Origin of the sequence: Brevibacillus sp. SIMBA_040, assembly GCF_046535075.1 — a bacterium.
Lineage (GTDB): Bacteria > Bacillota > Bacilli > Brevibacillales > Brevibacillaceae > Brevibacillus.
The window spans coordinates 218,703-230,518 of record NZ_JAWRXI010000009.1 but is presented as its reverse complement, the minus strand read 5'-3'; the positions used below and the strand labels follow the sequence as shown (position 1 = coordinate 230,518).

The 11,816-nt window shown below is 47.6% G+C and carries 13 protein-coding genes; all 13 read left to right on the top strand.

Features of this window, described 5'->3' with window-relative positions; genetic code table 11:
* The first annotated feature begins 48 nt into the window (after nucleotides 1-48).
* Genes SB752_RS17110 through SB752_RS17050 form a run of 13 tightly spaced genes read left to right on the top strand, consistent with a single transcriptional unit; the run spans nucleotide 49 to nucleotide 11,815 of the window.
* Entirely contained in the window at nucleotides 49-309 is a 261-nt protein-coding gene (locus SB752_RS17110) for a selenium-binding protein (protein ID WP_410716820.1), read from the top strand.
* Nucleotides 310-361: 52 nt separating this feature from the next.
* Nucleotides 362-913 carry a hypothetical protein gene (locus tag SB752_RS17105; RefSeq protein WP_410716819.1) on the top strand — a complete coding sequence of 184 codons (552 nt, stop codon included), beginning with the start codon at nucleotides 362-364 and terminating at the stop codon, nucleotides 911-913.
* A 22-nt stretch (nucleotides 914-935) separates the two neighbouring features.
* A complete protein-coding gene (locus SB752_RS17100) occupies nucleotides 936-1,928 on the top strand; it encodes an XkdQ/YqbQ family protein (protein WP_410716818.1) in 993 nt (330 codons plus the stop codon).
* A complete protein-coding gene (locus SB752_RS17095) occupies nucleotides 1,925-2,356 on the top strand; it encodes a DUF2577 domain-containing protein (RefSeq protein WP_410716817.1) in 432 nt (143 codons plus the stop codon). Before SB752_RS17100 ends, SB752_RS17095 begins: the two co-directional genes overlap by 4 nt.
* Nucleotides 2,353-2,790: a DUF2634 domain-containing protein gene (locus tag SB752_RS17090; RefSeq protein WP_410716816.1), complete on the top strand. Its 438-nt coding sequence runs from the start codon at nucleotides 2,353-2,355 to the stop codon at nucleotides 2,788-2,790. The genes SB752_RS17095 and SB752_RS17090 overlap by 4 nt, the downstream gene beginning before the upstream one ends.
* Nucleotides 2,783-3,529, top strand: coding sequence for a baseplate J/gp47 family protein (locus SB752_RS17085; RefSeq protein WP_410716815.1), 747 nt, complete (start codon nucleotides 2,783-2,785; stop codon nucleotides 3,527-3,529). Before SB752_RS17090 ends, SB752_RS17085 begins: the two co-directional genes overlap by 8 nt.
* Nucleotides 3,526-4,254: a hypothetical protein gene (locus SB752_RS17080; RefSeq protein WP_410716814.1), complete on the top strand. Its 729-nt coding sequence runs from the start codon at nucleotides 3,526-3,528 to the stop codon at nucleotides 4,252-4,254. The genes SB752_RS17085 and SB752_RS17080 overlap by 4 nt, the downstream gene beginning before the upstream one ends.
* Nucleotides 4,255-4,266: 12 nt before the next feature.
* Nucleotides 4,267-4,785, top strand: coding sequence for a hypothetical protein (locus tag SB752_RS17075; protein ID WP_410716813.1), 519 nt, complete (start codon nucleotides 4,267-4,269; stop codon nucleotides 4,783-4,785).
* 11 nt (nucleotides 4,786-4,796) lie between these two features.
* Entirely contained in the window at nucleotides 4,797-6,866 is a 2,070-nt protein-coding gene (locus tag SB752_RS17070; protein WP_410716812.1) for a DUF4815 domain-containing protein, read from the top strand.
* Between the two features lie 14 nt (nucleotides 6,867-6,880).
* Entirely contained in the window at nucleotides 6,881-7,999 is a 1,119-nt protein-coding gene (locus SB752_RS17065) for a hypothetical protein (protein ID WP_410716811.1), read from the top strand.
* Between the two features lie 29 nt (nucleotides 8,000-8,028).
* Nucleotides 8,029-8,595: a hypothetical protein gene (locus tag SB752_RS17060; protein ID WP_410716810.1), complete on the top strand. Its 567-nt coding sequence runs from the start codon at nucleotides 8,029-8,031 to the stop codon at nucleotides 8,593-8,595.
* Nucleotides 8,596-8,599: 4 nt separating this feature from the next.
* Complete coding sequence (locus SB752_RS17055; protein ID WP_410716809.1) at nucleotides 8,600-10,198, top strand: hypothetical protein; 1,599 nt, start codon at nucleotides 8,600-8,602, stop codon at nucleotides 10,196-10,198.
* A complete protein-coding gene (locus SB752_RS17050) occupies nucleotides 10,199-11,815 on the top strand; it encodes a hypothetical protein (RefSeq protein ID WP_410716808.1) in 1,617 nt (538 codons plus the stop codon).
* Nucleotide 11,816: the final 1 nt, after the last annotated feature.

Sequence of the window (11,816 nt, the reverse complement as noted above, 5' to 3'; positions counted from 1 at the left end):
AGTCTTCCTGAGAATCGAATACATCTTCTTTGAAGGAGGTGTATTGATGTGGGTATCTTTGGTGGAAAAAAAGATTCGAATTCAAAAGTTGATATGCTCGTGATAACATCTGATAAGCTGAACCGAGACTATGAGCCAATGGGGACTGTTTCGGTTGCATCAGCAAAAATATCAAGTGATATGGATATTTTTATTAATATGCTTGCGGAGAAGGCTAAAGAGCAAGGCGCAGATGCGGTTATCTGTTTCAGATATCAGTATAGTGGCGCTGTACATATCGCGTACGGCACCGCAGTGAAATACAAGTAAATTGGAAGGCGCTCTACAAATGTAGGGCGTCTTTTTAATTGGAGGTAGGGAGATGAAATTCAAGCATCTGGAGTTCTGGTTAACCTGGAACAATAACGCGGAAAAGCTTCGTCTGCCTGTCATCCCGCCGAAAATAGCAGTCAAGATCGGACACAGCTACATCGACATTGAGCTCGTCGCAATTGGGGAAGCGACCATCATCGGGGAATCAACATTGGAAGAGTATTCTTTTTCAACCAGATGGCCAGAGTCATATGATCCGGGGGATTGTGACTATGATGGGTTCCCTTCTCCTGAAGAATTTAAGGATACCCTTATACGTTGGAAAAACTCAGGTTACCCCATTCGATTCACGGTAACAGGAAGTGAAATCAATGTCCCAGTGACGATACGAGATTTTAGCTACGATTGGGACGGGTTTGATCTGGAGTTCACTTTGGCATTGAAAGAGTATAGGTTCGTTACGGTTGAGAGCACTGATGTAAATATTCCTTTCCAAACAACGGCGAAAGGAAAACGACCAGATACACGAAAAGCCAAAGTGTCAGCAACCAAGAAAAAAAGCGGAAAAGAATCCTTAGTCGACAAGTACAATTCACGATGACAGAGCAGGAAGGAGGGGGCAAATGCTTCCGAAATATCATTATGAGGTTCGATTCCAAAAGCCTGGTAAAAAAGCGCTTCGCCTCCCCTTTACAGAAGCGACTTGGTCCGGAAGTCGGCAGGAAGCAAAACGAACCCTAGCAGTTAAGACAAACAATGGTCGAGATCGTTTCTGGCCAAATGTGAATGTGGAGGAGGGTGACCTTCTGGAGTTGATTTCCTATTTCTCAGGCTCTCCACGTTCCCTGTTTACCGGTATGGTAGTGGATTTGGGGAAGTCGGCAAAGGGAGACGTTAATCCTGTCGCATATGACTTCGGCTTTTATTTACTCAATAACGATGTAGCTGTGGTGTTTACAGGGGGACCTGCCGATCAGCTCCTAAATGTAATTTTTGCGCAGCATGGTATTCCTGTGGGCGGTATCGGAGCAATGCCCGCCGTGGAAAAACAGGTCATTCGGGGGAAAAGCGTATGGGATGCAGTCGTGGACGTCCTTAATCAAGTATACCGTGCCACTGGTGATCGTTACTGGTGCTGGATCGATCAGGGAAAGGTGTATGTTGGAACGCAGCGCGGACAAATAAGACAATGGAAAATACAGCAAGGCAGCAATCTATTAAATGCGGAGCGCAAGCGATCCATTGCAGATATGCGAACGGTTGTAAGAGTCATCGGGAGCGATAGCGACTACCTCTCTGTTTTGCATGATGAAGTTGACGCAACCAACGCCAAACGATATGGCCATCTTGTTAAAGTGATTGAAATACAAGACGAAGATCGGGGAAACAAAATTTCGATTGCTAAGCAAGAGCTGCAGAACCTCAGCCGGGTAAAGGAACAAGCTGCTGTTACTTCTTTAGGAATTGATGATGTGATTGCCGGTACCACGATTGGTGTTTATGAGGAGATTACCGCGCTGCAAGGGACATTTACTGTTTTTGGCGACAGCCACACGATTCGCCCTGGTTACCATGAAATGAAGCTCGATTTACAGATGGAGGTGAGTGGGAAATGAACGGATTTCAAAAGCTTGCTCATACTCTATCAGGCATGGATCAAAAGCAAGGCCAGAATGGTGCAAAGCCACCTCAGAAAGATATTCGAATTGAGTTGGCAACTGTCATAAAGCCCCAGCCAGATTTGAAAATCTTGATCGATGGAATGGCTGAACCAATCGGTAAGGAGTTTCTTACGATTGCAGAGCATTTGGCGAGGCATAAGCGGATTGTCACCATTACTCACCAAGAGAAAGCTGAACGGGATCTGGGTGACATGAAGAAGGAGGACTATTTGGATACCGATGATCTAGCAGCTCCATACACATCGTTCAAACACAATTACTTGGAGCAGCAATTCGAGGATGTCCTCAAGAAAGATGACAAGATACTCGTCCTATCCGTAGGCTCAGCCTATTACATCATTGATCGGGTGGTGAGCCCATGAGTATCTTTCCAGATTTCCAGTTGGAAGATGAGAGTCCTGAACTGGAGCAACGCTCCATCCCCAACGTTCTTCGAACGTATAAGTACGACTTTGAAGCTGGTCAGTTTGTAGTTCGGCCTGATGGAAAGTCGGTGATGATTGTGGGCGAAGAGGCATTACTTCAAAATGCAACAAAGGCTCTCCTTACAGATCGCTATACTTTCGCAATCTACTCTTCAGATTATGGGCATGAACTAAAGGCGTTAATCAGAAGCGATGGAACACGGGAGTGGAAACAAGCGGAAGCTAAGCGCTTGGTGTGCGAGGCTTTGGAATATTTGTACGGGATAGAACGATGTGAAAAATTCTCTTTTCAGTGGGAAAGCAACATTTTGAAAATCTACTTTTTAATCATCACTGAAGAAGGGGTGTTGGAGATGGTGATTGATGTTTGAAACGGATTTAAGCTTTCTAGAAGGTTCGACCTTCCAACAGATATTATACGAGATGCTTCTCACTGTTGCCGAAGACTTAGACAGAAGCGAAGGCTCGATTATATACGATGCTCTTGCTCCGATTGCAAAAGCGCTTTTTAAGCATCAAACGGAACGCGGCAAGATTATCGAACAGGCATTTGCTGTAACTGCAACGAGGAAATATCTAGAGCTCATGGCAATAGATTACGGGTTAGCTCTGGATAAAAACGAGCCTACGGAGGATTTACGCAACCGGGTGTTGCGCCATAAACGGAATCCAGAACGCGGCGGAGCATTAGAAGATTATGAGCGATGGGCATTCTCAATACCTGGTGTGAACTACGCAAGAGGACTTAACTTGATACGAGGGATCGGCACTGTTGACTTGGTAGTCGGCGGTACGATCCCTAATTTATTGGAGACAGTTAGGGCAATAATTGATCGTCGTAAGACTCCTGGCCTTGATATAGTTGTTCGCCCTGTTAGTAAACAAGCTGTACCCATTGAAGTTGCTGTCACCGGGTTGGATAAAGAAAAAGCTCGACAAACAATATTGGCTTATACGAGTTCCATTGGTGTTGGTGGGACTTTATTCCTTGCTCAGATTTTTGCTGCGTTGGTTGGTGCCGGCGCAACAGACGCTCAGATTATTTTACCGACATCCAGTATTACACTTCGGCAAGATGCACAAATTGATCCGGTGGTGACGATTACATGAGCGAAGAGCAAAGGAATGCACTAATGGAGGAATTGCCTAGTTACTATAAAAAAAGCCGGCACATGCGAGCGATTATGAATGCAGCATCGGACTATCTACCAGTGGATAGCGACATCTGGAAAGCATTTTTCATTCATCTCATGTATGAGCCTTCATTGGAACTTTGGAGGCGCGAGCTTGATGCTGATGACGATGAGGATCTACTTGCAAAGTTGAGGGCAACTAATGGCAGAATGACGGTTGAATCTATTCTTGGACAAGGATTCGGATTACAAGAATCCTATCGCCTCATGCCGGAGGATGGTGTTGATCTTTCCGAATTTGGTGTATTGGCCGACGGCTGGGAGTTTGGACCTCTTACCTCTGTTATTTTCGCGACACCTGAAACCGTGGGAGTCGCACGCGGAATCGTAAAACTAATGGGGCTTGCAGGATTCCGTTATCTCTTCGGTGTCAGGGTCGCAGCATACCTCAAAGCGAAACAAGGGAAGACCATTACCAAACAGACCCGATTTTTCACAACGAGTAACTACAAAGAAAGAGACAACGAAGAAGCCAGCGGTCGTAAAATGGACTCGGCTGTCGCTAGATCGCAGTATTTCTCGTCGATTTGTGACGGACAGCGTAAAGCTTTCTGGACGCCAAATATAACGTTTCTGGATGACCTAACATTCGTGGACAAACTATTGGTCGTCCAGCGATCAAAAATCACAGTAATGCCGTAGGGGGTGCATGGAATGGGTATTAAATCATCTGACGTGGTAGGATTGCGGACCTTCCACGCCTACAATTTTTTACACAACGGGAGCATTTTCGTTGGTGCTGGGAAGAACACGCCTTGGACTGGTACACCTGAAGTGGTTCCAGAGCCAGCGTACAACGGGACAATCGAAAAGTTGGTCGCATTGAAACGTGCGGATCAAGTCAGGTATGCATTACCTGATCCGCTGGGAGACATTGAGATCACGATAGGGCAGAAATACCGCCTTGTTGATGAAGTAGAAGCAATCGCTAATAACTGTCGTTGGGTTTATGTACAGGCATGGTTTAAATACGATCAATTTCCAATCACGACGTACCGACAAACGGGCGTATTCACTAGCGTAAAGCTAAAGACGGGGATTCCAGTAAACAAGGATGTGCTGCTGCCCGCCGATGTTGAAAGTTACGGATTTTTCATCAACCTTTCGAACCTTGACCCGGTTGCTAGGGACAAGCAATCCAAGGAAAGCATTGAATACATTATTGAATTATAGGAGGGCGAGCCATGACGCATTACAATCGTTTCAATCCCGCGGACAAGTGGGTTTCTGTCGATATTAACGGTGGAAAACGAATCCAAAGCGCGGAACTGAACGAAATACAATCAATTGCGCTTCATCGGGACAAGCAAATTGGCGACATCATTTTCGGTTCAGGCCACGTTATCGAGGGCGGAGAGTTGTATATCAATGCTCAAAAAACGCAACTGCGGATCAGTCCTGCTCGCGTCTATCTGGACGGGATCGTCCACGACATCCCTGACACGACTCTGCAAATCACAGGGAAGGGAGAAGAAGACATCGGGTTAAAAGTGGCCATGACGGTAATCACATATGAAGATGACCCGAAACTTTTAGATCCTGCTGTCAGCCACTCTAATTTTGGGATGCCAGGAGCAGACAGAACGGTTTCACACCCCAGCTGGTACATTAACGACCCAGCAGCTACGACCATGTACCGCCTGATAGACGGGCAATTGGTAACGGCAAGGGTTCCTCCTGAATTGGAAGGCTTCACGCCTGTATTGGCGCGACGAACATACGATCAATCAGGGTCGTTTCTTGTGTCTGGAATGGATGGGTTTATCGAACCGAAAAACTCCTTGAGCGTGAATCTTGTCGTTGACGCAGGGAAAGCGTATGTACTCGGCTATGAATTATCCCGACTCGTTCCGACAAGGATTGAGATTCCAAAAGCCTTGGACTATAGAACCGTCATCAACGAAACGAAGACGTACACGACTGGAACAAACCTCTACACACTGAACTCGAAGCCAGTCAAAGAGATCACGCAAGTCACAGCGACAGTCGAGCGCACGGACACGATCACGCGCGGGAATATTGGCGGAACGTCTGACACCCTGCCGAATACACCTGTCGTCAATATCGTGGAAGTGAAGCAAGGCGGAACCACATATGTGAAGGGTGTTGACTTCCAACAGGTGGGCGATTCGGTCGACTGGTCACTCGCAGGAGCAGAGCCAGCAGGCGGGACGTCTTACACAGTCAAATACCAATACACGAAAGTAATGGTGCAAGGAACGGACTACAACAAGAGCGCCGACCGAGTCTATTTCCTTACTACTGGCGACAAACCAGTCAACGGGTCAACATTCCAGACGACCTACGACTTTTACTTGGCACGTAAAGACGTCTATTACATCGACGCCAAGAACGAAATCAAAGTCATCCAAGGACAACCAGCGGTTACAGCTTTCGCACCGACCTCACCACCTGACGTTTTGGAATTGGGCGAATTGTACTTGCCGCCAAACAGCAATCAGGTCGTCGTCACAAACCGCAAGCCGAAGCGCCTGACCATGCTGGAATTGCGGTCGCTGCTGGAGCGCCTGGAACGCGCCGAGTACAACCAAGCGATTGCCAGCCTCGATACGGCAGCGCAGCTTTCCGACCCGTCCTTGACCAAGAAGGGGATCTTCACCGACAACTTTACGAATTTCGAGCGCACAGACATCGGACATCCTGATTTTGACGCCATGCTGAACCCAGCCGAAAACGTGCTGCAACTGCCGATTGACGGGGATTTTTACGACCTACAAATCGACACGTCAGGTACAACGGCAAAGGTACATGAAAGATTGGTCACGTCGCAGTATGCCGAAGAAGTCCTGATCGACCAGTCCTTCACTACGCAAACAATGAACCTGAACCCATACATGGTATTCGGTAACATCGCGACGATCCGTCTAACGCCGTCGAGCGACACATGGATCGAACAGCAGACTATTACGAAAAAGGTTTGGGGATGGTGGGACGACTGGCGCAAAGTTGGGTCGACCAAGACCACGACGTCGATCCTGCTGGACGAGGCTATCCCATACATTCGACAACGCGAAGTCATCGTCTACGGCGAAGCGTTCGAGCCAATGAGCAATAATATCAAGGCAGAATTTGACGGCGTCCCTGTCACGTTGACGCCGCTAGGAACTACGGTCGCAGGAACAGCGCCGGGAACAATCAGGGCGGACGGACTGGGCAAATTCCAATGCTCGTTTATGATTCCGCCGAACATTCGCAGCGGAACCCGTGAAGTGTATTTCTATAACGAAGTGTAAGGGATGGGCAGACAATGGCAAAACAGAACGAGGCAAAAGCATCATACGTCGGTGTAGGTCGTAAACAAGTCATTGAATCGACGTTTTGGGAGATCCCGTCATGGCGTCTATATGACCCGTTGGCGCAAACTTTTATGCTGACGGAAGAACGGTACATCACTGGTCTTGACTTGTTTTTCGGACAAAAAGACCCGAACGCCGACGTTACGGTTCAAATTCGCGGGGTAGCCAATGGATACCCTTCTATGACGATCCTGTCGTCGACGGTGCTTAAATCTAGCGCCATTAGTGTGTCGGCAAACGGGACAGTTGCAACGCGAGTCAAATTCCCCGACCCGATCCTTTTGCAAGCTAACGTCGAATATGCAATCGTATTGCTGACACCATCGTCCAACTATCGGGCGCACGTCGCGAAAATGGGCGAAAAGGATCTTTACACACAGAAAGTCGTCGCAAAACAGCCGTATGACATCGGCTTGCTTTTTTCGTCTTCCAACGCGTCGGCATGGACAGCACATCAAGACATGGATCTCAAATTCAGGCTGATCGGCGCGAAATTCGTGCAATCAACCTATTATTTGAAATTCAAAAAAATGTCAGTTGATCGCGCGGCGCAAATGGTGATTGCGGTTTCTCAAATCGTGCCAAAGAATGCGGAAATCCAGTGGCAATACTCGCCGAATAACGCAAGTTGGTACGCTCTTGACGACGTCAGCGTGACGGCGTTCAACCAGACAGCGAACGACATTTATGTGCGTGCCATGTTCAAGTCGAAAGGCTCTTCTGCTGTCGTGCAAGCTGCGGTCGGGGCGTTCCCGTTGGCGTACAAAGACAGAGGGACGTATGTCAGCCGCGAAATCACATCGGCAACGAATTTCACCACGATCACGGCATATGTCGAACTGAATACGCCGTCAGGCACGAACCAAATCGTCGAATACTCGCTAAACGGCACGGACTGGATAGGTTTCGGGTCAGCCGTTTCAAGCGTTCAAATCGACCAAGACTTTATGCAATTGAAATTCTCGGCAAACGTATCTGCATCGGGGAAAGCGCGTGTCCGAATCAGACAGTTGTCGTCGTCTCGGTTGATTACACCAAGGGCGCGAAATCTGATGGTACATTTGACGTAATCCAACGATGAAAGGGGGAAGGATCGAACATGTCAACCAACACTGAACGTATTGTCCTCGATCCTTCCGCACCTGATTCGCTTCAAAAGGGTGCGGAAAAACTCAACAGGTCATTCGATTATTACGACCAAAAAATTGCGGCGTTAGAAGAGGATGCAACTAGCAATTCGACTGCAATAGAAGCGGTCGAATCGCTGATGAATACAGTCGTTTTCCCCGTTCAGAACAACCAAGAGTCGCGTATTCATGAATTGGAAAGTTGGCGCCTGGAACAAGACGAAATCGTCATCGGGATGAAGGCGGATATTTCGTCCGCCAAAAGAGGAATTGTCGACCTAGAAGACGACACAACACCTCTTTTCCCTGTTCGTTCAGGCAAAGACGAGAACGGCATTTTCACCGTTATCGACATGAATAGACTGAATGGGACGCTGCACACAAAAAGCGAGTTGATCAACAAAAACAGCGACGGGCAGTATTATGGGCGGCGAGTTCGGCGCTACGCAAAAGACGGCACGACGTTAATCAGGGAAGACTACTTGACGTTGTTCTATGATCTCGACGGCGATCTTGTAGAAGAAGTGAACGGGGAGTGATCTTATGAGAAACATCCACGAACTGCACGGACTGATCGGGGGTAAGTCAGAGAGTGCCGATGACATTATCGTCCGACAAAAAGCGACGGGGGACATCATAAAGGGCGACCCCGTCGCCCTCCATTTTTGGACAGCGAAAACAGCAATTGAAAAATCGTACAAACCACTGACGGAGACGTACCCGTCCAGAACCAACACCGGGAGCGTGAAGATGATTTCGGTGCTAGATAGCCAGCAAGGGAGAGATGTTCAAATCCTTGTGTGGTACGACACGGCAACGTCACTTGTAGCTATGATGGCGATTAAGTACGACATGGAAGGCAACAAACGAGAAAGTCAGAAGTACACCCTGTCGGGGTGGAATTCATGGAACTCGATCAACGATATTGTTTATATGCAAAGATCGAATGAAGCCATTTTCGTTGGGGCAAAAGGAACCAATATCGCTGCTGTACACATCACCGTAAACAGCGTCGACATGACGCTTTCGTTCGTGGAAACAGTTAGCACGATTTCAATAACAGGGTTTTCTTATGGATACCTCTACAACCAATCGCAAACAAACAATTGCTACTTTTTGCGGAATAGCAGCGGGTATGCTGTTGTTTATGCCATTACCGTAACGAACAAGGTGTTCTCTTTTTCGACAGCGCCATATACAGCAAGCACGGCATCTACGAATTTCATGTACGCTAGGATAGCAAGCGGCTCAGGAAACCTCCTTTTCATGCTTCCTACGGATACGACAACGACTGTATTCGGGGGACTCTCGATCAGCGGAACCACGTCGCCTACAATAACGTTCCGAGGGGTTAAATCAGTCACCATGACGTCGTCGCTAACATGTTTCGGGATCGTGTCAATCCCGAGACAGACGGCAGATAATGGGATATACAGATTTTTGTGTTTTGGAAAATCAGCACCAAACGAATACAGGCTGTTCGAGGTTGACTGGGACGCTAACGCGAATATCACAGTCCCAGCAATGGCGGACGCACGCATTTTAACAAATATCATGGGGGAGGGTGACGCCCTTTTCGGCGAACTAATACCACTCGAACCCGGAATCACTTCTTTCAGTACACATGCGGTTGTTGTTTTGTACACAGCGACAGCGTGGGTGTATGCCTTGTACGACACGCAAAACAAGAACCCCGCGCCAATATCGAAGCATGTAGTAAAAAGCAACGCGACCGTTAATGCAAGAGGGAACCCGCAAGTAGATAACGGAAAAGGTTATCAAAACCAGTATGATTTCGCGAAACGGATCGTCGATATGGTTGGATATTCGCCTTACACAGCATTTTCCTTTGTCCAAATGGGCATCAACAATGACCGCGATTTTATCGACGGAACCATTATCAATAACGATCCAAAATTCATGGGAATCGCACTGGAAAACGCTGGAAACAATGAATATTTGCGCGTTCAAGTGCGGGGGATTGTGAAGGGGTTGTCGAACCTCGTGCCGGGGTCAAAGTATTACGTTGATAAAAACGGCAAATTGACAAGAAAAAAGACAAGGAAGAAAGTAGGCGTTGCAATTTCCGCGACGGAACTCTTAATGCCTCGCAAATACATGGACGAGGGAGGAATAGTGTAAATGCAAACGATTAAACGAACATACCCAATCAGCGGAGCAACGAAGGCAGGTCTAATTTCGTATTTGCAGCCCGACGGTACGGTTTCGACCAAGGCATGCAACACGATCAACCAAGGCAATAAGAAGCTGACAGACAGCTTGATTCGTTCCTTTACGGCTGGCGGGTATCATAAATATCAATTAGTGCCAATGGGCATTGGTTTTATGCACCTAACGGTCTATAGTGGCTCGATTAATTACCAGCCCTTTCTTGTTAGTGGGGACGCTTTGGTTCCGGGTACAGTAACGGTTTTATCTGATCTTGGCACGAATATCACGCATTTCTATGTCTTGAAGTATCCGAGCGAAGATAGAATCCTAATTGTCTATGGTTTTTGTGACGGGACATCAACGAACTTTATCCGATGCCAACCGTATTCCGTCGACAAGGTATCGGGAGCCTTGACCGCCATCGGGACGTTTACAAATATCGTCAATGCGGTTGCGGTGAAATTCCCGCGATTTGAAAGTATCCTGAGCGGTGACGCGGTTTACATTACGTACCTTAATGGGGTCGTAGACAATAAAGCGGTCGTCCTGTATAAGACTGACCAACTAGGCGGCGTTGCGACTGGGTCAACCACTACCATTATTGCATCCGTATACGGCGCAGCAATCCAAGGGGTCGGCGCAATTTGCAAATTGAGCGAGACAAGCATTTTCCACATAATGAGGTCAGAAGTAGCGTCAAACCCCAAAACATGGAGAACCTTTGTGGCTACCATCAACACGACAACGAAGGGCGTTACGATTGCTTCTTCATCACTCACAAACGACGCGATCCAGACGGACGGGACTGCCGTGGAGGTTGCACTCGTCGGACAACACAGGGTCGCAATTCTGTATCACAAGAAACATAAAGGTATACACAAAAATATGATCACGCTGGTCGACACCCAATACACACCACATGCTTTCTACCAACCAGTAGAGGTCGAAAACGTATTGGGAAGGTTTGAGAAAAACCCGTTCAACGAACCGTGCGAACTGGTCTTTGATATCAACGCAGGGCAGAACAACCCGATAGTCGTTCGATTGGGAACGGATAAGATTGCGTTCGTAGGGCGGTACTCGCTTACCTACAGGGGAAGCATCGGGACGTCAACCGCCAGATTTGGGGTTGCTCTTGTCGTGGAGTTAGCGCCAGAAAGGGACGGGTTGATCATAAGTGAGCCATTCATCGTTTTTGACAGCATTCTTGGGAGTATTACCTCGGGAAGTATAATCGACATCGCGCAGGCGGCTGACGGGAGTTTTTTAATGGGGGCATATGCGTCAAGCACGTATATGCAGGTTGCCAAATTCGATGCGAGTATGTTCGTGGAAGGATACCCTATCGGAATTATGCAACAAGACGGAACGACAGTCCTGAAAGGGAAGGTAAAGACGGATGATTTCAACGGGGTCCCCATGTACGCTGGGTATTTTCAGTATTTGAACCCATCGAATAACACCTCTAACGTAGATAGATATTCGGCGCGATCCGCTAATTATACAGGTGCGCAAATCGGGGAAGCACTTGCGTATCAAGATCAAAACTGGTTTTATATGAACGAATACATCGGGTACGAAAAATAGG

What these genes read in the sequence shown, in the direction of transcription:
- SB752_RS17105 (WP_410716819.1), top strand. Translation starts at nt 362, where the DNA reads ATGAAATTCAAGCATCTGGAGTTCTGGTTAACCTGGAACAATAACGCG.
- SB752_RS17100 (WP_410716818.1), top strand. Translation starts at nt 936, where the DNA reads ATGCTTCCGAAATATCATTATGAGGTTCGATTCCAAAAGCCTGGTAAA.
- SB752_RS17095 (WP_410716817.1), top strand. Translation starts at nt 1,925, where the DNA reads ATGAACGGATTTCAAAAGCTTGCTCATACTCTATCAGGCATGGATCAA.
- SB752_RS17090 (WP_410716816.1), top strand. Translation starts at nt 2,353, where the DNA reads ATGAGTATCTTTCCAGATTTCCAGTTGGAAGATGAGAGTCCTGAACTG.
- SB752_RS17085 (WP_410716815.1), top strand. Translation starts at nt 2,783, where the DNA reads ATGTTTGAAACGGATTTAAGCTTTCTAGAAGGTTCGACCTTCCAACAG.
- SB752_RS17080 (WP_410716814.1), top strand. Translation starts at nt 3,526, where the DNA reads ATGAGCGAAGAGCAAAGGAATGCACTAATGGAGGAATTGCCTAGTTAC.
- SB752_RS17075 (WP_410716813.1), top strand. Translation starts at nt 4,267, where the DNA reads ATGGGTATTAAATCATCTGACGTGGTAGGATTGCGGACCTTCCACGCC.
- SB752_RS17070 (WP_410716812.1), top strand. Translation starts at nt 4,797, where the DNA reads ATGACGCATTACAATCGTTTCAATCCCGCGGACAAGTGGGTTTCTGTC.
- SB752_RS17065 (WP_410716811.1), top strand. Translation starts at nt 6,881, where the DNA reads ATGGCAAAACAGAACGAGGCAAAAGCATCATACGTCGGTGTAGGTCGT.
- SB752_RS17060 (WP_410716810.1), top strand. Translation starts at nt 8,029, where the DNA reads ATGTCAACCAACACTGAACGTATTGTCCTCGATCCTTCCGCACCTGAT.
- SB752_RS17055 (WP_410716809.1), top strand. Translation starts at nt 8,600, where the DNA reads ATGAGAAACATCCACGAACTGCACGGACTGATCGGGGGTAAGTCAGAG.
- SB752_RS17050 (WP_410716808.1), top strand. Translation starts at nt 10,199, where the DNA reads ATGCAAACGATTAAACGAACATACCCAATCAGCGGAGCAACGAAGGCA.